Annotated in this window: 22 protein-coding genes; 11 read left to right on the top strand and 11 right to left on the bottom strand. The window is 68.5% G+C overall.

Annotated features, from left to right (window positions below):
• Positions 1 to 4 precede the first annotated feature (4 nt).
• The 4 genes from OG966_RS21650 to OG966_RS21665 form a co-directional block, all read right to left on the bottom strand.
• Positions 5 to 700 carry a response regulator transcription factor gene (locus tag OG966_RS21650; RefSeq protein WP_326651402.1) on the bottom strand — a complete coding sequence of 232 codons (696 nt, stop codon included), beginning with the start codon at positions 698 to 700 and terminating at the stop codon, positions 5 to 7.
• A gap of 95 nt (positions 701 to 795) precedes the next feature.
• Complete coding sequence (locus OG966_RS21655; RefSeq protein WP_326651404.1) at positions 796 to 1209, bottom strand: flavodoxin domain-containing protein; 414 nt, start codon at positions 1207 to 1209, stop codon at positions 796 to 798.
• A gap of 21 nt (positions 1210 to 1230) precedes the next feature.
• On the bottom strand, positions 1231 to 1962 hold the full coding sequence (locus tag OG966_RS21660; protein WP_326651405.1) for a CBS domain-containing protein: 732 nt from the start codon (positions 1960 to 1962) through the stop codon (positions 1231 to 1233).
• Positions 1963 to 1975: 13 nt separating this feature from the next.
• Entirely contained in the window at positions 1976 to 2599 is a 624-nt protein-coding gene (locus tag OG966_RS21665; protein ID WP_326651406.1) for a hypothetical protein, read from the bottom strand.
• A gap of 336 nt (positions 2600 to 2935) precedes the next feature.
• Here OG966_RS21665 and OG966_RS21670 point away from each other — a divergent pair, with 336 nt between their 5' ends.
• From OG966_RS21670 to pspAB, 5 genes are all read left to right on the top strand, one after another.
• Positions 2936 to 3082 (top strand): hypothetical protein, encoded by a 147-nt coding sequence (locus OG966_RS21670; protein ID WP_326651407.1) that lies wholly within the window; start codon positions 2936 to 2938, stop codon positions 3080 to 3082.
• A 397-nt stretch (positions 3083 to 3479) separates the two neighbouring features.
• Positions 3480 to 4298: a PspA/IM30 family protein gene (locus OG966_RS21675; RefSeq protein ID WP_442806812.1), complete on the top strand. Its 819-nt coding sequence runs from the start codon at positions 3480 to 3482 to the stop codon at positions 4296 to 4298.
• Entirely contained in the window at positions 4295 to 4573 is a 279-nt protein-coding gene (gene pspAA, locus OG966_RS21680) for a PspA-associated protein PspAA (protein ID WP_326651408.1), read from the top strand. The genes OG966_RS21675 and pspAA overlap by 4 nt, the downstream gene beginning before the upstream one ends.
• Positions 4574 to 4578: 5 nt before the next feature.
• On the top strand, positions 4579 to 5502 hold the full coding sequence (gene htpX / locus OG966_RS21685; RefSeq protein WP_326651409.1) for a zinc metalloprotease HtpX: 924 nt from the start codon (positions 4579 to 4581) through the stop codon (positions 5500 to 5502).
• A gap of 20 nt (positions 5503 to 5522) precedes the next feature.
• Positions 5523 to 6101: a PspA-associated protein PspAB gene (gene pspAB, locus OG966_RS21690; protein WP_326651410.1), complete on the top strand. Its 579-nt coding sequence runs from the start codon at positions 5523 to 5525 to the stop codon at positions 6099 to 6101.
• Between the two features lie 1185 nt (positions 6102 to 7286).
• Here pspAB and OG966_RS21695 read toward each other — a convergent pair.
• Both OG966_RS21695 and OG966_RS21700 read right to left on the bottom strand, forming a co-directional pair.
• The gene (locus OG966_RS21695) at positions 7287 to 9320 is read right to left on the bottom strand and encodes an APC family permease (RefSeq protein WP_326651412.1); all 2034 of its coding nucleotides are present in this window, start codon (positions 9318 to 9320) and stop codon (positions 7287 to 7289) included.
• 130 nt (positions 9321 to 9450) lie between these two features.
• Entirely contained in the window at positions 9451 to 10014 is a 564-nt protein-coding gene (locus OG966_RS21700; protein WP_326651413.1) for a hypothetical protein, read from the bottom strand.
• A 210-nt stretch (positions 10015 to 10224) separates the two neighbouring features.
• On the opposite strand from OG966_RS21700, the gene OG966_RS21705 reads away from it, so the two are divergent.
• The gene (locus OG966_RS21705) at positions 10225 to 12063 is read left to right on the top strand and encodes an APC family permease (RefSeq protein WP_326651414.1); all 1839 of its coding nucleotides are present in this window, start codon (positions 10225 to 10227) and stop codon (positions 12061 to 12063) included.
• 15 nt (positions 12064 to 12078) lie between these two features.
• Here the strand turns inward: OG966_RS21705 and OG966_RS21710 are convergent, their stop codons facing one another.
• The 5 genes from OG966_RS21710 to OG966_RS21730 form a co-directional block, all read right to left on the bottom strand.
• Positions 12079 to 12330, bottom strand: a complete 252-nt coding sequence (locus tag OG966_RS21710; RefSeq protein WP_326651415.1) for a hypothetical protein — start codon at positions 12328 to 12330, stop codon at positions 12079 to 12081.
• Between the two features lie 62 nt (positions 12331 to 12392).
• Positions 12393 to 13187, bottom strand: a complete 795-nt coding sequence (locus OG966_RS21715; RefSeq protein ID WP_326651416.1) for a GNAT family N-acetyltransferase — start codon at positions 13185 to 13187, stop codon at positions 12393 to 12395.
• Between the two features lie 150 nt (positions 13188 to 13337).
• Positions 13338 to 14177 (bottom strand): SDR family NAD(P)-dependent oxidoreductase, encoded by an 840-nt coding sequence (locus OG966_RS21720; RefSeq protein ID WP_326651418.1) that lies wholly within the window; start codon positions 14175 to 14177, stop codon positions 13338 to 13340.
• Between the two features lie 328 nt (positions 14178 to 14505).
• The gene (kdpB, locus tag OG966_RS21725) at positions 14506 to 16665 is read right to left on the bottom strand and encodes a potassium-transporting ATPase subunit KdpB (protein WP_406731343.1); all 2160 of its coding nucleotides are present in this window, start codon (positions 16663 to 16665) and stop codon (positions 14506 to 14508) included.
• A 669-nt stretch (positions 16666 to 17334) separates the two neighbouring features.
• The gene (locus OG966_RS21730; RefSeq protein ID WP_326651420.1) at positions 17335 to 17622 is read right to left on the bottom strand and encodes a hypothetical protein; all 288 of its coding nucleotides are present in this window, start codon (positions 17620 to 17622) and stop codon (positions 17335 to 17337) included.
• Between the two features lie 54 nt (positions 17623 to 17676).
• Between OG966_RS21730 and OG966_RS21735 the strand changes: the two genes are divergently transcribed.
• From OG966_RS21735 to kdpB (OG966_RS21755), 5 genes are all read left to right on the top strand, one after another.
• On the top strand, positions 17677 to 18408 hold the full coding sequence (locus OG966_RS21735) for a MerR family transcriptional regulator (protein ID WP_326651422.1): 732 nt from the start codon (positions 17677 to 17679) through the stop codon (positions 18406 to 18408).
• 60 nt (positions 18409 to 18468) lie between these two features.
• A complete protein-coding gene (locus OG966_RS21740) occupies positions 18469 to 18753 on the top strand; it encodes a hypothetical protein (RefSeq protein WP_326651423.1) in 285 nt (94 codons plus the stop codon).
• Positions 18754 to 19201: 448 nt separating this feature from the next.
• The gene (gene kdpF, locus OG966_RS21745; RefSeq protein WP_326651424.1) at positions 19202 to 19291 is read left to right on the top strand and encodes a K(+)-transporting ATPase subunit F; all 90 of its coding nucleotides are present in this window, start codon (positions 19202 to 19204) and stop codon (positions 19289 to 19291) included.
• Positions 19292 to 19299: 8 nt separating this feature from the next.
• Entirely contained in the window at positions 19300 to 20964 is a 1665-nt protein-coding gene (gene kdpA, locus OG966_RS21750) for a potassium-transporting ATPase subunit KdpA (RefSeq protein ID WP_326651425.1), read from the top strand.
• Positions 20961 to 23117, top strand: coding sequence for a potassium-transporting ATPase subunit KdpB (gene kdpB / locus OG966_RS21755; protein ID WP_326651426.1), 2157 nt, complete (start codon positions 20961 to 20963; stop codon positions 23115 to 23117). The genes kdpA and kdpB (OG966_RS21755) overlap by 4 nt, the downstream gene beginning before the upstream one ends.
• Positions 23118 to 23121 lie beyond the last annotated feature (4 nt).

The raw sequence follows: 23121 nt of genomic DNA on the forward strand, positions 1-23121 counted from the left end.
GGGATCAGGCGTCCTGGTGGTGGGGCGGCGAGGTCAGCCGGACCGCCAGAACAGCTGCCTGGACGCGGCGCTTGACCCCGAGTTTCGCCAGAAGCCGCGATATGTGGTTCTTGACGGTCTTCTCCGACAGATAGAGACGCTTGCCGATCTGGCGGTTGGTGAGTCCCTCACCGATCGGATCCAGAATTTGGCGTTCGCGCACGGTCAGAGCGTCCAACGGTCCTGCCTCTGCAGCAGGTTGCCCGGAGGGTGCGCGCAGACCGCTCATCAGCCGTCCGGTGGTCGCCGGGTCCAGCATCGACTGCCCCGAGGCCACCGTACGCACCGCCGTGACCAGGTCGGAGCCCTTGATCTGCTTCAGTACGTAGCCGGCCGCCCCGGCCATGATCGCGTCCAGCAGGGCGTCGTCATCATCGAACGAAGTCAGCATCAGGCAGGCCAACTCCGGCATCCGGTCACGCAGTTCACGGCAGCCGGTGATGCCGTCGCTGTCCGGGAGGCGAATGTCCAGGATCGCGACATCCGGACGCAGCGCCGGAGCGCGGACCAGCGCCTGCGCACTGGTTCCCGCCTCGCCGACCACCGCGATGTCCGGTTCCAGGTCGAGCAGGTCGTGCAACCCGCGTCGTACGACCTCGTGATCGTCGAGCAGGAAGACCCGGATCGGTGACTCCGGTGTGAAGACGCGTTCCTGGCTCATATCGCCCTCCGGCGTCGGTTGTCCCGTCGATCGTGCCGGGCCTGTTCGGCACTCACCACTGCCCGTAGCCCCCGAAGGCCGTCCGACCGGGATCGTCAGCGCGGCGGCCCGCTACCGGCGGGCCCGTAGAGACCCAGCAGGCGGACTCCGACTGCGTGGAGCTGATGGGCAAGCACCTGGCCTCGCGCCCGGGCTTCGAGCCGGTGGGATGTCCCGCTCGTCGGCCGATGCGTCGAGCGGACCGCTGCTGAACAGCCACACCGCCCGATCCAGCAGCGCGCACGGTGTCGGCGCGCGAACCGTACGGCGTCCCCGTGCTGGCGGCCCGCGTACAGCGCGCCGCCGAGGACCCCCACGTCGTAAGGAGTCCCGTCGCTGACCTCGGACGCGGGATACACCTCGGCCCCGATCCCGATCCCGTGGGTGCGCAAGGCGTCTTTGACGGCCTCGGCCATTCCCCGTGTCGAACCGTTCCTCGTTCCGTACGCGACGAGTGCTCGCCGTGCCATGGCCGGTCCTCCGTCTACGTCTCAGAGTTTGTGGATCCAGGCGTCCGCCACGTCCTTCAGGTCCTCCTCCACCGCTTCGCCCACGCTGTCGTCGATACGCCAGGTCAGCTCGGGGACGACATCGATCACACCGTCGACCTGTTGGGTCATCCGCTGCGCGACCGTGGCCTCGACGCGCCGCTCCACCTCGCCCGTGAGAGTGACCACCCCGTCGTGGACGTCGACAGCGACCGCCGCGAGCGGCAGGCCCAGGGCACCGCCCAGGACCTCTTCCACGACTTCGCGGTGCAGGTGTGCGTCCGGCCGCAGGAAGAGCTGCAACAGGTCCCGCCGGGTCACGATGCCGACGAGGCGGTCCTCCTCGTCGACGACCGGCAGCCGTTCGACCCCGTGCTGCGCCATCATCCGCGTGCCGACGGCGACGGTGTCCTCGGCGTGCACCGTGACGGCGGGCTTCGACATCAGCCGGCCGGCCGAATGTGCCCCGACCCTGACATCCCTGTCCCCGATGTCTTGTCCGTCGGGCAGGGGCCGCGGGTGCGGCGACGGCCCGGGGGAACGCGCTGTGCCTGCCTGGTCGCGTATCAGGTCGGTGCCGGAGACGACCCCGATCACCCGCTCATCGTCGTCCACGACGGGCAGGCCGCTGATCCTGTGGTGAGCGAGAAGACGGGCCACCTCCTTGAACGGAGTGCCGAACTCGACGCATACGACGTCGCCCGTCATCACGGAGCCGATCTTGCTGTGCCGCATGCCCCTCGTCCTCTCAGCTCAGCCAGCGGTTGTCGCGCACGATCGCCATGCGCTCCCAGCCACGGCCCAGGCCCCACACGCGACCGGCATGGCCGACAGCGAGCGCGATGAGAATCGCGGCGTACAGGACGTGGTAGTCGACCAGGGGGTTCGACGACATGCTCGGCGCACCGGTCGAAAGGTGCTGGGCCGGCGGCCACTCGGCAGCCCACATCAACGCCATCATCACGGTGCCCGCCACCGCGGCGAACCGCAGCGCCACGCCCGCCATCACGGCGACGCCGATGGCCAGCAGCCCCAGCATGAACAGCCAGTTCACCCAGGCGTCACCAGCCATGCCATGGAAGGTCGACTGCAACGGTCCCGCGGCGACCCCACTCAAGAAGCCCTTGGTCGGCGAACCTCCATCGATCCAGCCCTTGCCCGAACCGGTCGCGTACCCCCACCCGAACGTCTTGTCGAGGAAAGCCCAGAGGAAGACGAACCCGGTCAGGATCCGTACTCCCGCGAAGACCATGGCGAACGCGGTGGACCGGGTGGTGTCACGCGCCGCCACAGATGTCGCCGAGTCCGGTGCCCTGCGGCGCGAGGGAAATCGCAGCCCCGCTCGCCCGCTCGAATGATCATGAACTGCCATGGCGATCCCGTCCTCCTGACACCGCCACCGCGAGTGCGGTGGCTTCTCCAATGTCCCGCCCTGGCCGTCATCGCGCTGTAGGCCGAAGGACCGCGCGGGGGGCCAACCGGCCCTTAAAACGAGGCGCCCTCAAGTTCACGGCAGAAGCGGCCGCAAGCCGTGGACAGCACACGCCGGACGTGGCACCCCGGTCTGGACACACGGCACATCCGAGGAGTTCGTCGGCCGAGCCACCAAGAAGTACACGCGGCGCGACGACACCGTTCCGGCGACCAAGGTCTCCTCAGCAGGCTTGGGGTGTTCGGAACGGCGCACGCATGGGCCTGCGGGGCGGAGATGGGTCGGAGGGACTCCCGTAACCCGGGCCTGTTCGGGGTGGACACCATCGAGATGGTAGAGCGGGCCAACTTCGGGGAGAGGGTCCGCGAGGAGGTGTCGGTCATCCGGGTGTGCGAACGCCATGAAGTACGCCTGGGCCAGTAGGCGCTTGTTGGTCTCTGCCGCTGCCTCCTGAGCTTTCTTCCGGAGCCATCCGGAGGTACGAGGGCATGGCAGCGGCAGGGCGGCGACGTCGAGGACGGCCGCCAGGCTCGGCCCGATCAGCCGGCTGGCCGCCGAGAATGGATCTGTGCCGGGTGGTACCGGTCGGCGTCGTCGAGCCTGCTCCTCGGGCGCGGACCGGCACAAGGCCCGACCGGCCCCCGGTGTGGGCCGGTCGGGCCCTGCCCTCCCTGGGTATCGCGAGGCGAGGATGGTCCCAGGCCGAGCGTGCGGCCCGTGCCTTCATCGGCCCGCAGGGAAGGGCGTGGGTACGCAAGGGCCGAGGTTGCGGCCCGGACCACGGCACCAGAGCCTGAGGATGTCTGCCGGCATGGCGCGCATGGCCTGGCTGATTACTCACTCCCGTCGAGAGAAGGCCGCTATTAGCAGCATCGCTCACCGCATAGCCGCCCTGTTCCGGATCAAGGCGAATAAGGCGCTGGACAAGGCCGAGGACCCCCGTGAGGTGCTGGACTACTCCTATGCCCAGCAGCAGGAGATGCTGCGAAAGGTACAACGCGGTGTGGCGGACGTGGCCACCAGCCGCAAACGCATCGAGCTGCAGATCAGCCAATTGCAGCAGTCCGGCGGCAAGCTGGAGGGACAGGCCCAGCAGGCGCTGGCCGCCGGACGCGAGGACCTCGCCCGCGAGGCCCTGACCCGGCGCACCGCCGTGGCCTCGCAGGTCACCGACCTGCAGACCCAGCAGTCATCGCTGCAGGACCAGGAGGAGAAGCTCACCCTCGCCTCGCAGCGCCTGCAGGCGAAGGTGGATGCGTTCCGCACCCGCAAGGAGACCATCAAGGCCGCCTACACCGCGGCCGAGGCCCAGACCCGTATCACCGAGGCCGTCACCGGCATCGGGGAGGAGATGGGCGATGTCGGCCTGGCCATGCAGCGGGCCCAGGACAAGACCGAGCAGATGCAGGCACGCGCCGGTGCACTGGATGAACTGCTCGCTTCCGGGGCGCTGGAGGACGCCACCCTGCCGGCCGGTCGTGACGACATCCAGGCCGAACTCGAGCGCGTAACCGCCGACAGCGACGTGGACAAGGAACTGGCCATGATGAAGGCGCAGCTCCCGGCGGCATCCACCCCACCCGCGGTGGAGGGCGGCGGGACCCGGCAGGCACCGCCGGAACAGGAGGCAACGTCATGATCATGCGGATTCTCGGCGAGGGCCAGTACGAGATCGCCGAAGAGCACCTCGACCGGCTCAACGAGCTGGACGCCCCGCTGCAGTCGGCCGCCGACGCGGGCGACGAGCAGGTCTTCGCCTCCGCGTTGTCGGCCCTGCTGGACGCGGTGCGCAGCCTCGGCACACCCCTGCCGGACGACAGGATCACGCCCTCCGACCTGGTGCTGCCCGATGCGGACACCAGCCTCACGCAGGTGCGGGAACTGCTCTCCGACGAGGGTCTGATCCCGGGGTGATGGCGATGCGCAGCCGTTTCGAGCCCGACCGGCAGCTGACCTCCCGCATGGTGGTCACGATGTTCCTGCTCGGGCTGGTGTACGTGGCGTTCATCGCCGCGCTGATCGTGCTGCTCAAGTCCGTCGTCGTGGTGGTCGTGATCGCCGCCGGGCTGCTGGTTGCGCAGTTCTGGTTCTCGGACCGGATCGCCCTGTATGCCATGCACGGCCGCCTCGTCACCGCCGAGGAACAGCCCCGGCTGCACGGGGTCGTCGACCGGCTGTGCGCCACCGCGGACATGCCCAAACCCCGGGTGGCCATCTCCGACATGGACCTGCCCAACGCGTTTGCCACCGGCCGCAACGCCGACCACGCCGTGGTCTGCGTCACCACCGGACTGCTGCGCCGCCTGGAGACCGAGGAACTCGAGGGCGTCCTCGCCCACGAGCTCTCCCACGTCGCACACCGCGACGTCGCCGTGATCACCATCGCCTCTTTCCTGGGCGTGATCGCCGGACTCATCGTCCGCTTCGCCTTCTACTCCCAGCTGTTCGGCGGACGCAACCGCGACCAGAACACCGCCGCCCTGCTCGCGATCGTCATGGCGGTCTCCGCCCTCGTATACGCCATCAGCTTCCTGCTCATACGGGCGCTGTCCCGCTACCGCGAACTGGCCGCCGACCGCGCCGCAGCCATGCTCACCGGGAAACCCTCCGCCCTGGCCTCGGCGCTGACCAAAGTCAGCGGCGACATCGCCCGCATCCCCACCCAGGATCTGCGCACCGCCCAGGCGTTCAACGCATTCTTCTTCACCCCCGCCCTCGGACCCGGCACCGCAGTGGCCAACATGTTCTCCACCCACCCCAGCCTGGAACGCCGCATCGAGGCGCTCGCGGAGATCTCCGCGCAGCTGGGCGAGGCAGGCGGGAAACCGCGCGACGAGGCATGACGAGAAGGAGCTGAGGACCCGTGGGATTCCTGGACGTCCTGCTCGGCCGGAGCAAGCCGGTCAAGCCTGACCTGGACCAGCTCTTCGGCCTGCCCTCGGCAGCGATCACCCTCCAGGCCGCGATCGGCTTCACCCCGACCGGCCAGGGCGCGGTGTGCTTCGCCGCCATCGAAGGCGGGGCATTCGCCCAAGTCCAGCAGGAGGTACGAGCCCTCCTGGACGCGGACTCCGAACGGGCCAGCGTACCGGTGGAGTTCAGCCACGACGCGTACGGATACTCGTGGCTGCTCTCCCGCCGCGACCCCGGCGATCTGCCCGCCCTGGTCAACGACCTGCACGCGGTGAACACCGCCCTGCAGGACAGCGGCTTCGGCCCGCAACTCCTGTGCTCCCTGGCCACCTTCCACGACGCCGAACTGCGCCCCCTCGCGCTGGTCTACCTCTACAAGCGCGGCACCTTCTACCCGTTCGCTCCGCTGCCCGGCCAGAAACGCGACAACCCGCTGGAACTCCAGGTCAAGGCCACGCTCAAGGACGACCTGCGCGTCGAGGAGGACCTGACCCGCTGGTTCCCGCTCTGGGGCGCCCCCGGCCTGTAGACCTGGGCCTGTAAACCTGCGGCCACCTTCTGACGGTGTGTCTGGGCCGCGTTCCGGCGCTCTACAGCCAACGCGACCTCCGAAGGCAATGATGATCGGCCGTGGGAAGGGCATGCCGTCGTCCACGCCCACCACTGATCCAGCCCTGTCGGGAGTACCTCCAAGCGGCAGCTGTTCTTGTGAAGGGGCGGCGGTTGTCTGACTGGCTCAGGTTGCGCAGTGGTAGGTCGCTCAACAAGTCGCCCTTTGCGTACGCGACTTTAGTGGCATTTGCTCAACATGTGACGCAGGTCACCGAAAGTCCGCCTCGCCATTTGAGACGATCCCACCCTGCAGTGCCTCGACTCGCACCCGCGGGGCCCCTGAAGGTCCAATTGACCTCGACTTAGGGCGCGCGGAGGGCACGCCACCCTCGAATTGGACTAGACAACGAACAAACCCCAGGCCACTGACCTGGGGTTTCACTCTGGAGCGGGTGACGGGAATCGAACCCGCGCTCTGAGCTTGGGAATCACCCGGGACTTCAGTGGTCAATATCTATCTGACCAGCGAAAATGGTTCTGGCGGACGCTGTTCCGCCGCAGCCGTAGAGTGCCTCTCTTGACCGCTGTGTACCCCCGTGACTGGCACGTAGTGGCACGGGTAGAGTCTTCGCTCGTCAGTGGGGTCGATGTGACGCGGTTCGGTGGAGAGGCATGCGTCCGCGGAAATCATCTCGGGATCGCGTTTGCGGGAGCACTCGATGGTGCGTGGCCAACCGTGAGGGCTGCTGGATGATGTGGCGCTGATCGCGAAGCGATCCACGACGAGACGGATGCGCGTCTACTCGCAGCGCGCTTGCCGTCTCGGGTGCGACCTGAGCTCCTGTTCGCGCTGCCCGCTCCAGCATCGTGTCCGTATCGCGGTGGCCTTCCCACCGCAACGATCAGATGCTTCCGAGGAGCTACCAGAAGATCCAGCCGAGAGCCGGATTCTGACGCGTTTCATCCGCGAACTGCGCGGGATGAAAGCAGCTTCGCTCCGGGGTCGGGCAACACTCCGTACCCCGAGCGCCGCTCGGGCTTCTTCACGCCGGGCGATCGCGTGTGATCGAGAGCTGCTTCCCTTAAGAGCCGCTGCATCCGGCATAGCCGTGTTGCCGGTACCCCGCCCCTCGGGAAGTCCAGATGAGTGAGGCCGGGTCGGTTACCGGTGCGTGCTGACGTCACCGTCCTTCTGGGGCGTGGTGGGCTCTCCGCGGCGGACCGCGCCGGGGGCGCGGGCGGCCGGGTGGTCGGCGCGGGCGGAGGAGGTCAACTGCCAGGGGACGCTGGTGACCATGACGCCCGGGGTGAAGAGCAGGCGGCTCTTGAGCCATAGCGCGGACTGGTTGTGCAGCAGGTTTTCCCACCAGTGGCCGACGACGTACTCGGGGATGAAGACCGCGACCACGTCGCGCGGGCTTTCGCGTCTTATCGAGCGGACGTACTCGACGACGGAGCGGGTGATCTCGCGGTAGGGGGAGTCGAGGACCTTGAGCGGAACCTCGATGCCGTAGTCCTCCCACTGCCGTTGGAGCGCGCTGGACGCGTCGCGGTCCACCGCGACGGTGAGGGCTTCCAGTCGGTCCGGCCTGAACGCGCGGGCGTAGGCGAGCGCACGCAGGGTGGGTTTGTGGATGGTGGAGACCAGCACGATGGCCAGCACCCGGGAGGGCGGCACCATCTCGACGCGTGGGTCGGTGACCGCGAGTTCGGCGGAAGTGGCGTCGTAGTGACGGCGGATGCCCCGCATCATCACGAAGAGCACGATCGCGGCGAGCACCGCCAGCCACGCGCCCTGGGTGAACTTGGTGGCCAGCACGATGACCAGGACCAGGCAGGTGACGACCGCGCCGGTGGCGTTGATGATCCTGGTCACCTGGTGTCGGCGGCGGACGGTGGGGTTGGTCTCGGTGCGCAGTTCGCGGTTCCAGTGCCGGACCATGCCCGTCTGGGAGAGCGTGAAGGAGGTGAACACGCCCAGGATGTAGAGGTGGATGAGGTTGGTGACGTTGGCCTTGAACGCCCACAGCAGCAGTCCGGCCACGACAGCGAGGGCCAGGATGCCGTTGGAGAAGGCGAGCCGGTCGCCGCGGTTGTGGAGTTGGCGCGGCAGGTAGCGGTGTTGGGCGAGGATCGAGGCGAGCAGTGGGAAGCCGTTGAAGGCGGTGTTCGCGGCGAGGATCAGCACCAGGGCGGTGGCGGCCTGGATGAAGTAGAAGCCGACGCTGTTCTCGCCGCCGAAGACGGAGGCAGCGAGCTGGGCGATCACGGTGCGCTGGGTGTAGCTGTCGCAGTCGGTCAGGCCGGTCAGCCGGCAGGGGTCTTCGACGATGTGCACCTTGGCGACGATCGCGAGGGTGGTGACGCCGACGAACATGGTGATGGCGATGATGCCCATCGCGGCCATGGTGGTCGCGGCGTTCTGGGACTTGGGCTTGCGGAAGGCCGGTACCCCGTTGGAGATCGCCTCCACACCGGTCAGTGCCGTACAGCCGCTGGAGAACGCGCGCAGGACCAGCATCACCAGGGCCAGGCCGGTCAGGTTCACGTCCCCGGGCTCAGGCTCGACGCCGTACGCGGCGCTCTCGGCCACCGGCGCGTCACCGAGCAGGTAGCGGAACAGGCCCGTGCCGACCATGATCAGCACGCCGCCGATGAACATGTACGTGGGGGTGGCGAACAGCCTGCCGGACTCGCGCACACCGCGCAGATTCATCGCGGTCAGAAGGGCGACGAAGATGAGCGCCATCGGCACCCGCTGGTCGGCCAGCTCGGGCACCGCCGAGATGATGTTGTCCACGCCGGAGGCGACCGAGACGGCCACGGTCATCACGTAGTCGACCAGCAGCGAGGCGGCGACCACCAGACCGGCGGACGGGCCCAGGTTCGTCGAGGCGACCTCGTAGGACCCGCCGCCGCTCGGATAGGCGTGCACCACCTGGCGGTAGGAGAGCACCACCACGGTCATCAGCGCCACGACCGCAGCCGCGATCCACGGCGTGAAATGCAGATAGGCCAGGCCGCCCAGCGTGAGGACCAGCAGGATCTCCTGCGTGGCATAAGCCACCGAGGACAACGGGTCGGACGCGAAGATCGGCAAGGCGAGGCGCTTGGGCAGCAGCGTCTCGCCCAGCTCCTCGCTGCGCCTGGCCCGGCCGATGACCAGCCGTTTGAGAATCCCTGTCACGTTGAACACGGCGTGAGCGTAAGCCGCCACACTCGCTCAAAGGCATGACTCGGATGGCGTGAGGGGCGTCAAGAACTCGTTAGGATTCCCCTAGGGTTCGTACATATGGCGCAATTGCACCCACGGGGGCCGGCTGTCGCTACTCCAGGCCGGAGACCTTGAAGACCGCCTGGGCCGTTTCGTCGTCGATCCGCCGCGAAAGCTGCTTCAGGGCGGTAGCGCCGCACAGCAGCGTCCCTCGCCCTAGTGAGACACGGGCGCCCGCGTCCAGCAGACGCCACAGCTGGGGATTGGCGATGAGCACCCGCGGATCCAGTTCGACGCGCGCGCCGTCCATGTCACGCAGAACCAACCGCTGTGCGACGCCGTCGGACCAGCGCACCGCCACCAGGCGGTCGGTCTGCACGCACCGCTCACGCAGGAGTCCGCGCGAGGCCAGCCAGCCCTCGCCGGCCGTCACCCGTGCCGGCAGCAGCAGCACGAAGAGCAGGACGGCGAGCGCCGCCCACAGGACGGCGCGCGGGGTGGTGAGGCCGCCGGAGATTCCGTCGACCAGCAGCAGCATCGCGACGAGCGACGTGGCGCAGCCGATCGCGGCCCGCAGATCACCTGCCCAGCCGTCATCGGAAGCGTGTTTTCCGGGGGGCTCCGCCCGGTCGGCGGCGGCGCGCCCCGGAACGGATCGTGTGATGCGCCGTCCCATACCAACTGACGCTAGGGGCGCCGACGGTCCGCGCCCGGCTCATTGATGAACCACTGACGCGGTGTCGGTCAGCTTTGACGCCCTCCTGACGGCTCTCGTCAAAAATTCGTGAAGACACGGCCATCTCGCGACAAGAACGCGCCAGCGCCGGGCGCGACCGGCCGGATACGGGCACACCCTGAGCGGACCTGGAACGAAGGAGCCACCCGCATGTCCGTCCTGACCACCGAGACCGGCAGTGCGCCTAGCGCAGAGGAACCGCCGGATACCGGCGCACGTCACAAGCTCACCGCTGTCACCGGCCTCGCCGCGCTCTCACTCGATGCGATGGCCTCGGTGGCGTACGGGCCCGAGGCCATCGTCCTGGTCCTCGCCGCGGCCGGCGGTTACGGGCTGGGCTTCACGCTCCCCGTCACGCTCGCCATCGCAGGACTTCTGGCGGTGCTCGTCGCCTCGTACCGGCAGGTGATCGCCGCCTTCCCGGACGGCGGCGGGAGTTACGCGGTCGCCAAGGCGCATCTGGGCCGCCGTACCAGCCTCGTCGCGGCCGCTTCCCTGGTCCTGGACTACGTCCTCAATGTCGCTGTCGCGGTCACCGCGGGCGTGGCCGCGCTCACCTCCGCCTTCCCGCAGCTGTACGGCGACCGGCTGTGGCTGTGCCTCTTGGTCCTCGTGCTGATCACGGCGGTGAATCTGCGCGGGATCGTCGACTCGGCGCGCGTCTTCATCGTGCCGACCGTCGTGTTCATCGGTTCGATCCTGGTGCTCATAGTCATCGGGCTGTTCCGCGACGCACCGGTCAGCACCGAGGCGGCCGCCGGCCATGCCTCCGTTCTCGCGGACAACGCCACCACCATCGGCGCGCTGCTTCTTCTCAAGGCTTTCGCCTCGGGCTGCTCGGCACTGACCGGCGTCGAGGCCATCGCCAACGCCGTCCCGTCCTTCCGGGCCCCCGCCGCCCGCCGCGCCCAGCATGCCGAAGTCGCGCTCGGCGCGCTGCTCGGCGTGATGCTGATCGGCCTGTCCGTGCTCATCTCCCGATTCGGGCTGCAGCCGGTCGAGGGCGTCACCGTGCTCGCCCAGCTCGCCGACGCGTCCTTCGGCCACAATCTCGCCTTCTACGTCATCCAGTTCGCCACCATGGTTCTGCTGGCACTCTCCGCCAACACCTCCTTCGGCGGCCTCCCGGTCCTGCTCAAGCTGCTGGCCCGGGACAACTACCTGCCGCACGTCTTCGGCCTCAAGGCCGACCGGCAGGTCCACCGCCACGGCGTCCTCACCCTCGCGGCCGTCTCCGCCGCGCTGCTGCTCTTCTCCGGCGGCGACACCAACACCCTCGTCCCGCTCTTCGCGATCGGTGTCTTCGTCGGCTTCACCATCGCGCAGACCGGCATGGTCATCCACTGGCGCCAGGTGCGCGGCCCCAAGTGGGCAGGCAAGGCGGTGCTCAACGGATTGGGCGCGCTGCTCACGGGAGTCAGCGCGGTCGTCGTCACCGCCACCAAGTTCCACGACGGCGCCTGGCTGATCGTGGTCGCCCTGCCGCTGCTGGTCGCCGGGTTCGAATGCATCCACCGTGCGTACGGCAGGATCGGCGAACGCCTCGGCGTCGGCCGCATCCCCGAACCCCCGCGCCGTGACCGGTCGTTGGTCCTGGTTCCGGTCTCCTCCCTGACCCGGCTCACCAGCGAGGCCCTGACCGCCGCGGTGTCTCTCGGCGATGAGGTGCGCGCGGTGACGGTCTGCCACCCCGACCCCGAGGACCGTGAGCAGACTGAAGCCCTGGAGCGGGACTGGGACCTGTGGAACCCGGGCGTCCCGCTGGTCCGCGTTCCCTCGGCCCGCCGCACCGTCGGCCGCCCGATGGCCGCCTACGTACGCGAGCTGGCAGCCGCCGATCCGGAGACCCGGATCACCGTGCTCATCCCCGAGGTCGAACCGGCTCGTCTGTGGCAGCGGGTGCTGCAGAACCAGCGTGGTGCTGTCGTCGCGCATGCGGTGCGCCGCGATACGGACGCGGTGATCTGCCGGTTGCGGTTCCGCTTGTAAGAGCCTCCCGGACTGTCACGGCAGGGGCAGCGTCAGCTCGTACGGGAACTCCTCGCCGCCGCGCAGGAAGGTGATCCGCACGCGCAGGACACGTGCCCCTGCTGCGGGCGCCGGCTGGCCGGTGATGCTGCCGTCGGTGTACGAGCCGTCGGGGGCGGTGCCGTAGGCACCGCCCCCGACGAGGTATTCGTTGCCGAGGTCGTCCTCCGCCTGCAGCGACAGCAGCACGGGAGGCTCGTCGTCCCCGTTCGGCAGGGGCGGGGTCACCGTGTAGTGGATCGTGAACTACTCCTCGTCGGCGGTCAGTCTGCGTACCACGGGCTCGTAGCTCATGCCGGGATTCTGCCGCCCGCCAGGCTCCGCGCCGCGGGATTTCCGGTGAGGTAGTGGACGTACTCGCGCTCCAGCCTGAAGCCCGCAGTCCAGGCCAGCAGGCGGCTGGGACGGTTGTCGCGCGAGCAGGACCAGCTCGCCGTGCGGCCGCGGGCGGAGATGTCCGCGCACAGGGCGGTGACGCAGGCGAGGGCGAGGTGCTGACGTCGGCGGTTGGGGGCGGTGGCGCAGGCGATGTCCTCGTATGTGCTGCCGAGGAAGTAGGTGCAGGCGACAGCCAGGACCCTGCCCTTGTGAAAGGCGGCCCAGCCGTGACCGGAGGCGGCGAGGCCGACCGGGCCGCCCCAACTGGAGTGAATCCAGGCTGCATTGGTGCCGAGCTCGGTGAGTGACGCGAGCGCCGGAGCGTCGCTGGGCACCAGTCGGCGTACCGTTACGCCCCGCTGCAGTCGGGGTGCCAGTACGGGTGCGCGGTGCACGTACACCATGCGTTCCCACGGCACGACCCGGTCGAAGGCCGCGCCCAGGACCGGCAGGAACCGCGAGGGTGCCTCGACATAGCTGCCCGCGAGCGGTGCCAGGGCGGCCGGGGTGAGGGCGGTCGGTTCGCCGCGCAGCAGCACGTGGTCGGCGCAGGCGACGGCGGCGGCCCGTGGCTGAACAGGTTGGTCGGCCCACCAGCGGCCGGTGCCGGTGGTGAGAGCATGTTCCGCCATGGCCGCCGGACCCGGTGCCCCGGCGGGGAACCACCGGGCGAAGGCGGGAAGTTGCTGGGTCGAGAGCTCGATCACGGAGAGTCCCCTGTATCGGTCGCGGGGCGGCCCCGGGAGGGGCCGCCCCGCGGGGTGGTCAGCGCTGGCCGGCCCTGCTGCCGTGGTTGGCCTTCCTCTTGCGGCGGGCCTTTTTCTTGCGGGCGCGCTTGGACATGGCTGTCTTCTCCTTCAGGTGTTCTGGCCGACGAGCAGGGAGGCGAGTTTGTTGAGGCGCTTGATGGTGCGCGCCTCGATGGCGAGTGGGGCGGGGTCGACGCGCTGGTCACGGTCGTAGTAGGCGCCGTTGACGATCTCGGTGGCCGGGTCGCACAGCCGCACCACGTGCGCGGCGCCCTCGGCGGCGGTGGCGCCACGGTGGGCGTACAGCGGCAGCAGGGCGGTCTCGCAGATGCCGGGGTGGACGGAGACGGCGGTCACGCGCGGGTCTGCGGCGAAGACGGTGAGCGCCAGCTGTGACTGGGCGTAGGCGGCGAGCCGGGAGTAGCTGCGGGCGCGGTTGGGGTCGTTCCACTGGATGGATGCGGTGCGGTGCAGCGAGGACGAGACGCTCACGACCCGTCCGCCGGGCTCTTCCCCTCGCTCTTCGAGCTGGGGATGCCCCATGGTGAGGGCAGGCTCCAGCAGGTTGGTGAGCAAGTAGTGCGCCAGGAAGTTGACCTGGAAGGCGATCTCGTTGCCGTCCGCGGTCACGGTGTGCCGCTCGGGGGCCGCCATGCCCGCGTTGTTGACCAGGACGTCCAGATGCGGATGCTCCTGGACGACCCGGTGGGCGAGGTACTCGACCTCTTCGAGCCGGGTGAAGTCGGCGGCGAACGGGCACAGGCGGGCCGCATCGATCCCGGCGCTGGCGATGAGCCGGTCGGTCGCGGCCTGCGCTTCCTCGGCGGTGCGGCCGTGGACGAGGACGGTGGCGCCGCGCTCGGCGAGCTGCCGCGCGGTTTCCCAGCCGATGCCGGAGGTGGCTCCGGTGACCAGAACGGTACGTCCGGACAGGGATGCAGAAGACATGATCAGTTCCTGGAAACGGGCACGGCTGAGAGTCCCCCCGACTTCCCGAGGCAGGGAGGACGCAGGGGCATCGGCCGTGCGAAGGGGTGTAAGTGCGTACGTACGGCTCGTCAGCGAGCGGGGTGTACGGCTGAGGAAGCGGCCGCCGTCAGACGGCCGCAGGCGAGTGCGTCACCGCACCGGCAGGTGAGCAGCGCGCGAGACCGGCGGCACCGTATTCGGTGGCCGGTCGTCATGGCGCAGGCTGCTGTTCACATCGTCCATACAACTGGCATGCGGGCATGGACTCAAGAGCCGCGGGTCGTCCTTGACGACCCTCTGACGAGGGTCAGCCCAGACCTGGAATCGTCGAGACGAGCAGGTCGATCAGCTTGATGCCCAGGAACGGCAGGACCAGGCCGCCCAGGCCGTAGACGGCGAGGTTGCGCTTCAGGAGGTCGTGGGCGGACGCCGGGGTGTAGCGCACGCCGCGCAGGGCGAGCGGGATGAGCGTCACGATGATCAGGGCGTTGAAGATGATCGCGGAGGTGATCGCTGAAGTCGGGCTGTGCAGGCCCATGATGTTCAGCGCTTCGAGGCCCGGATAGGCGCTGGTGAACATGGCCGGGATGATCGCGAAGTACTTGGCGACGTCATTGGTGATGGAGAAGGTGGTCAACGCGCCCCGGGTGATGAGGAGTTGCTTGCCGATCTGGACGATCTCGATGAGTTTGGTGGGGTTGGAGTCGAGGTCGACCATGTTCCCGGCCTCCTTGGCGGCCGATGTGCCGGTGTTCATCGCGACGCCGACGTCCGCCTGTGCCAGCGCGGGCGCGTCGTTGGTCCCGTCGCCGGTCATCGCGACGAGCTTGCCGCCGGCCTGCTCGCGTTTGATGAGGGTGAGTTTGTCCTCGGGCGTGGCCTCGGCGAGGTAGTCGTCGACGCCCGCCTCGGCGGCGATGGCGCGCGCGGTGAGCGGGTTGTCGCCGGTGATCATGACCGTACGGATGCCCATGCGGCGCAGCTCGGCGAAGCGTTCGCGGATTCCGTCCTTGACGACGTCCTTGAGGTGGATGACACCCAGGACGCGCGGCCCGTCCCAGTCGTGCACCGCCACCAGCAGGGGGGTGCCGCCGGAGGCGGCGATCGAGTCGGTGAACAAACGTGCGTCGGAGGGGACTTGGCCTCCGCGCATCTCCACCCAGTCGATCACCTGGGCTGCGGCTCCCTTGCGGATGTGGCAGGCGGCGCCGTTGTCCCAGGAAAGGTCGACCCCGCTCATCCTGGTCTGTGCGCTGAACTCCACGAACTGCGCATGGCTCAGTTCTCCCTCGGCCGGGGCCCGCAGCCCGTACTTCCTTTTCGCGAGGACGACGATGGAGCGGCCCTCGGGTGTCTCGTCGGCCAGCGAGGAGAGCTGGGCGGCGTCCGCCAGGATCAGCTCGTCGATGCCGGGCAGCGGTACGAAGTCGGCGGCTTCGCGGTTGCCGAGGGTGATGGTGCCGGTCTTGTCGAGCAGGAGGGTGTTGACGTCGCCGGCGGCCTCGACAGCGCGTCCGGACATCGCGAGCACATTGCGCTGCACGAGCCGGTCCATCCCGGCGATGCCGATGGCGGAGAGCAGTGCGCCGATGGTGGTCGGGATCAGGGTGACCAGCAGGGCGACCAGCACGGTCGTGGACTGGGCGGCGTTCGCGTAGGCAGCCATCGGCTGGAGTGCCACGACCACCAGTACGAAGACGATGGTGAGGGCCGCCAGCAGGATATTGAGGGCGATCTCGTTGGGGGTCTTCTGCCGGGACGCGCCCTCGACCAGGGCGATCATCCGGTCCAGGAAGGAATGCCCGGGGCGGGAGGTGACCCGTACGACGATGCGGTCGGAGAGCACCGTCGTACCGCCGGTGACGCCGGAGCGGTCGCCGCCCGACTCACGGATGACCGGGGCGGACTCGCCGGTGACAGCCGACTCGTCGACCGCAGCAACCCCGTCGACGACATCCCCGTCCGCCGGGATCAGCTCGCCCGCCTCCACCACTACGAAATCGAAGAGCTGGAGGTCGGTCGCGGCGACGGCCTCCGTCTCGGCGCGCCTCAGGTCCATCCCGACGCGCCAACTCCGCAGCCGCAGCGCGACCGTGTCCGTACGCGCCTTGCGCAGCGACTCCGCCTGAGCCTTGCCCCGGCCCTCTGCCACCGACTCGGCGAGATTGGCGAAGATGACCGTCAGCCAGAGCCAGACGCTGATCACCCAGGTGAAGACGGATGGGTGGAACAGCGCGGAGAGCGTGGTGAGCACCGATCCCGCGGCGACGACGAACAGCACCGGATTCCTGACCAGGGCCCGCGGGTGCAGCTTGCGGATGGCGTCCGGGAAGGACTTCAGCAGCTGTACGGGATCGAAAAGGCCGCCCGGCCGACTGCGCCGGCGGGGCGGCCGGGCTTCCGGCCCCATTCCTGGAGCCCGGCCCCTCGGAGCCGTCGGAGCCTGTTGAGCGGCAGCGGGAAGCATCGCGGAACCTTCTGATGAGGCCGGACACCGCAGAGCGAGGACCGGGCGAGCCGGCAGGAGACTGATGAGCGCTGGCCTTGCCGGTGCCGGGGCGCCCTGGCACCGGCAAGGCTGCGCGCGGACGCGGCGCGGGGAGACGCCGCCGCGTTTCCGCCACAGAAGGGCGCGACCGGGGATGTACCTCGGGTGCTGTCATGCCACTGACGTCTGCGCGCCCTTGAGCGGCCAACCAGAAATCTAGGCCGCACGCGGCCGCTGAATTGCCTGAAGCCTGAGGAATTTACGGCCCTCTGACGGTTCCTCGGCATCGTCGTCAAGCCCGCGTCAAGAAGCGCTGAATAGGCATCAGGGCAGTGTCAACGTACGCCTTCTGTGATCGAAATTGACCGAGACTGATCGGCGCGGGAGAACGGGCGACCGTCCGTGGTGTGAGGTTGGAGGGCGCGTGACCATCACAGCCGGTACCGCGCGCAGTCCGGAGGCGGGGGCTCGGACTGAAGCCGAAACAGGCCACATTCCGGTCGTACGCCATGAGGGGCGTCCCGGCCCGCAGCCACGAGGGGGGCCGCGGCCGGGACGCACTCGCATCGACGCTTTTCGTGTCTGGCTCCGGAGGCGCTGGGCGACTCTGCCGCCCCTGCAGCGCCGCTACGGCGGCCGGTCAGATGCTCAGTCGCCATGCCCGTCGGTCGGTGTCTTCAGCAGCCGGTCCAGCTCGTTGCCGGCCTCGTCGTACCCGGCGTCGGAGATCCGTTGCAGCTCGCGCAGGTCGCCAGTCGCGGTCGCGCGTCGAGTGAGCAGGAACCCAGCGTGCATGGATCCCTCGTCCAACAGCTCGCTCAGCTCCCCGAGGTCGCCGTCTGCGTCGGCGAGATCGGCCAGCCGGTCCAAAGCCGTCTCATTGCCCTCATCGGCCAGCTCGCGCAGCGTCTCCCGATCGGCATTCATGTTCGCCATAACCCCATGGTGCAACCCTGCCCCAGGGGAAGGGTCAAGTGGAAGGATGGCCGGGTGATCACCATCGGGCAGCTGGCCAGGTACGTCGGAGTGTCGATCAAGACCATCCGCGTCTATCACGACAAGGGACTGCTCCCCGAGCCCGACCGCGATGCGTCCGGCTACCGGCGGTACGGCGCGAGCGACGCCATCGAACTGATCAAGATCCGGACGCTCGCAGAAGCCGGCGTCCCCCTGGCCCGTATCAGGGACCTGAGATCAGCGATCGACGAGGAGCTTCAGCAGGCGCTGCGCGAGATTGACGACGAGCTCACCGCCCGCATCGGCGGCCTGCAGACAACGCAGGGACGCCTGCGCCAGCTCGCCGCCGGGCGGCTCGCACCGCTGCCCACCGAGGTTGGTGCCTATCTGGAGGACCTGGCCCGCTGGGGATTCACGCCTCGATGGGTGGACCTGCAACGCGACCTGTGGATCCTCGCGTTCGCCACCCACCCGGACCACGCGATCACCCTGTTTCACGACCAAGCCGATAGCTTGGCTGACCCGGCGCTACGGCAGCTCTTCCGCGACTACGACCACGCACACGACCTCGACGCCGACGATCCCCGCATCGACGACCTCGCCCGCCGGATCACCGAGGCGACTCGGGAACGCTACGGACCCGACGAACTGCCCGGGCTGGATGTGGCCTCCGAAATTCCTGGCCTCATCCAGGGCACGGTCAACGCCTCGTCCCCAGCATGGCAGCGACTCGACACGCTCATTCGCGCACAACTGGACGAGTGACTCGACGTGTAAGGACGCACGGTCGCGGCGGCGTGCGGAAATCAGTCAGCGCGCGCCGCGATGAGGGACGACCGCACCATCCGCGCCCTCGTCGCCCAGGGCAAGGAACGGGATGCCGTCGAGTTCTGCATCAGCTGGGGTCCGGACAAGTCCAACGCCCACTTCGGCGCCTGGATGGACGCGCTCGACAAAGTGACCGACATCAAAGGGACTCACTTCGACGCATCGGTGCGCGACGGGCGGGACACGATCTCGGGGCTCCTCCCCGCGACCGGCGGCGCGCTGGTCGCGGCAGCAGCGCTGACGGTGCTCGGCCTGCGTCCGCGACTGGCGGAGTTCCGCTGAACGTCACACATCCGCGAGCCGCGCGTCCTCCAGATCCAGCGGGCACCTCAGCCGCGGGTGGCCCCGGTGGCCGGTACGAAACCTGGTCCTGGTTACGACACGCCGCGGGCTGGATGCCCTGATGACGGGTGTACAGCCGCACCGGACGGACACCCCAGGTGACCGGAAACCGGCGTGGCCAGGGGGTCCTGCTCTCTCGCACGGGTGAGGCACGCCGATGTCTTCACAGGTCGGAAGGGTTGGCGTAAGAGAACCGTCAAAGCGGCGTCAATGGCCGTAAGGGACTCGTCAACGGCGGGCGTGTCCGCTCGGAAAGGAGCTTTCCTCTAGGAGCCCGAAAATTTCCGAACCTCTTCCAGGAGCTCTCGATGGCCGACGTGGCCTTCGTCGTCACCACGATCGCGGTTTTCGCGCTGGTGGCGTTCATCGCCAAGGGGGTGGCGAAGCTGTGAGTGCCGAGAACATTGTCGGCCTGATCGTGGCCGTCGCCCTGCTGGGTTACCTCGTCCTCGCCCTCGTCAAGCCGGAGAGGTTCTGAGCACTCACATGAGCCCGTTCCTCGCTGGTGTGCTCCAGCTGCTCGCGCTGATCGCCGCGCTGGCGCTGGCATACCGTCCGCTGGGCGACTACATGGCCCAGGTCTACTCCTCCGACAAACACCTGCGTGTCGAGAAGTGGATCTACAAGGCCATTGGCGCCAATCCGAATGCCGAGATGCGCTGGCCCGCCTATCTGCGCGGCGTCCTCGCCTTCTCTGCGGCGAGCGTCCTCTTCCTCTACCTGCTGCAGCGCGTCCAGGGCTCGCTGCCCGGCTCGCTCGGCTTCTCCTCGATCGACCCGGACCAGGCGTTCAACACCGCCGCGTCGTTCGTGTCGAACACCAACTGGCAGTCGTACTACGGCGAGCAGGCCATGGGGCACGTCGTGCAGACCGGCGGCCTCGCGGTACAGAACTTCGTCTCCGCTGCCGTCGGCATCGCTGTCGCGGTGGCCCTTGTGCGGGGCTTCGCCCGCTCCCGCACCGGTGAGCTGGGCAACTTCTGGGCCGACATGGTCCGAGGTGTCGTCCGCATCCTGATCCCGATCTCGGTGATCGGCGCGATCGTGCTGGTCGCGTGCGGCGCGATCCAGAACTTCGCCGGGATCCACGAGGTCGGTCAGTTCATGGGCGGCTCTCAGCAGTGGAACGGTGGCGCGGTCGCCTCGCAGGAGGCCATCAAGGAGCTGGGCACCAACGGCGGCGGTTACTTCAACGCCAACTCCGCCCACCCCTTCGAGAACCCGAACGCCTTCTCGAACCTCTTCGAGATCTTCCTGATCCTGCTGATCCCGTTCGCGCTGACCCGCACCTTCGGCAAGATGGTCGGCAGTATCAAGCAGGGATACGCGATCCTCGCCACGATGGCCACCATCTGGCTGGGCTTCGTCCTGCTCATGATGTGGACGGAGTTCGCGGGCAACGGTCCGGCCTTCGAGGCCGCGGGCGGCGCGATGGAGGGCAAGGAGGTCCGCTTCGGCATCAGCACCTCGGCGATCTTCTCGATCTCCACCACGCTGACCTCCACCGGCGCGGTCAACTCGTTCCACTCGTCGAACACCGGCCTGGGCGGCGGCCTCAACCTGCTGGGCATGCAGCTGGGTGAGATCGCTCCCGGTGGTGTGGGTTCCGGCCTCTACGGCATGCTGATCATGGCGATCATCGCGGTGTTCATCGCGGGCCTGATGGTCGGCCGTACGCCCGAGTATCTGGGCAAGAAGATCGGCACCCGCGAGATCAAGCTGGCGGCCTGCTACATCCTCATCACCCCGGCGCTGGTGCTGTGCTTCACCGCCGCGGCGATGGCTCTGCCGACCCCGGCCGACTCGATGACCAACAGCGGTGCGCACGGCTTCTCCGAGATCCTCTACGCCTACACCTCCGGCGCCAACAACAACGGCTCCGCGTTCGCCGGCCTGAACGCCGACACGCAGTGGTTCAACACCACCATCGGTCTCGCGATGCTGCTCGGCCGGTTCCTGCCGATGGTGTTCGTGCTGGCGCTGGCGGGCTCGCTCGCCGAGCAGAAGCCCGTCCCCGCCACTGCAGGCACGCTGCGGACCGACAAGCCGCTCTACGCGGGTCTGCTGGTCGGCACGATCCTGATCATCACCGGTCTGACCTACTTCCCGGCCCTGGCGCTGGGTCCGCTCGCCGAAGGGCTGGCGTCATGACCACCAACGTGAAGAAGCAAGAGGAGCCCGGCTCCATGTCCACCGCCACTCCGACCCGGGCGCCGCACAGTGATGTGCCCACCGGGCACAAGCCGGACGCCGGACGCGTCGGCGCGGGTCTCTTCGACCCCAAGCAGCTGGTCAAGTCGCTGCCGGACGCGATCAAGAAGCTCGACCCCCGGGTGATGATCAAGTCCCCGGTGATGTTCGTGGTCCTGGTCGGCTCGGTGCTGACCACGATCTTCGCGTGTCTGGACCCGACCGACTGGTTCGGCTGGGCCATCACCGCGTGGCTCTGGCTGACCACGATCTTCGCCAACCTGGCGGAGGCCGTGGCCGAGGGCCGCGGCAAAGCGCAGGCGGACACCCTGCGCAAGGCCAAGACCGACACCGTCGCACGCCGTCTCGCCAAGGACGGCAGGACCGAGGAGCGGGTGCCCGGCACCGAGCTGCGCATCGGCGACCTGGTCGTCTGCGAGGCCGGCGACATCATCCCCGGCGACGGTGACGTCGTCGAGGGCGTCGCGAGCGTGGACGAGTCCGCCATCACCGGCGAGTCCGCTCCGGTCATCCGGGAGTCCGGCGGCGACCGCTCGGCCGTCACCGGCGGTACGAAGGTGCTGTCCGACCGCATCGTCATCAAGATCACGACGAAGCCGGGCGAGACCTTCATCGACCGGATGATCAACCTGGTCGAGGGCGCTGCCCGGCAGAAGACGCCCAACGAGATCGCGCTGAACATCCTGCTCGCCTCGCTGACGATCGTCTTCCTGCTGGCGGTCGTGAGCCTGCAGCCGTTCGCCAAGTACGCGGACGCTCCGCAGACGATGATCGTGCTGATCGCGCTGCTGGTCTGCCTGATCCCGACGACCATCGGCGCGCTGCTGTCCGCGATCGGCATCGCGGGCATGGACCGGCTGGTGCAGCGCAACGTACTGGCGATGTCCGGCCGCGCCGTCGAGGCCGCCGGCGACGTCTCCACGCTGCTGCTCGACAAGACCGGCACCATCACCCTCGGCAACCGCCAGGCCGCCGAGTTCGTACCCGTGAAGGGCGTCACCGAGGCCGAGTTGGCGGACGCCGCCCAGCTCTCCTCGCTGGCCGACGAGACGCCCGAGGGCCGCTCCATCGTCGTCCTGGCGAAGGAGAAGTACGGGCTGCGCGAGCGCCACCAGGGCGAGCTGGCGCACGCCGACTGGGTGGCCTTCACCGCCCAGACCCGTATGTCCGGCGTTGACCTCTCCGAGGACGGCGAGGCCCGCAAGGTCCGCAAGGGCGCGACCGGCTCGGTGCTCGCCTGGGTCAAGGAGCACGGCGGGCAGGTGGCCGACGACGCCGACACGACCGCCAACAAGATTTCCGAAGCCGGCGGCACGCCCCTCCTGGTCGCAGTCGAGGACGACAAGGGCGCTCGGATCCTGGGTGTCATCCACCTCAAGGACGTCGTCAAGGACGGCATGCGGGAGCGGTTCGACGAGCTGCGCAGGATGGGCATCAAGACCGTCATGATCACGGGTGACAACCCGCTGACCGCCAGGGCGATCGCCGAGGAGGCGGGCGTGGACGACTTCCTCGCCGAGGCCACGCCCGAGGACAAGATGGCGCTGATCAAGCGCGAGCAGGCCGGAGGCAAGCTCGTCGCGATGACCGGCGACGGCACCAACGACGCCCCGGCGCTGGCCCAGGCGGACGTCGGCGTGGCCATGAACACCGGCACCTCGGCCGCCAAGGAGGCCGGGAACATGGTCGACCTCGACTCCAACCCCACCAAGCTGATCGAGATCGTCGAGATCGGCAAGCAACTCCTCATCACCCGGGGCGCGCTGACGACGTTCTCGATCGCCAACGACGTCGCGAAGTACTTCGCGATCATCCCGGCGATGTTCGCGGTGGTCTACCCGGGCCTGGACAGGCTCAACATCATGCAGCTGTCCTCTCCGGAGTCGGCGATCCTGTCGGCCGTCATCTTCAACGCGCTGATCATCATCGCGCTGGTGCCGCTCGCCCTCAGGGGCGTGCAGTACCGGCCGACCAGCGCGGACAAGATGCTCCGCCGCAACCTCGGGATCTACGGCCTGGGCGGCCTGATCGCGCCGTTCATCGGCATCAAGCTCATCGACCTGATCATCTCCCTCATCCCCGGAATCGGCTGATCGC

The sequence above is a fragment of the Streptomyces sp. NBC_01750 genome, assembly GCF_035918095.1.
In the GTDB taxonomy this organism is placed as follows: domain Bacteria; phylum Actinomycetota; class Actinomycetes; order Streptomycetales; family Streptomycetaceae; genus Streptomyces.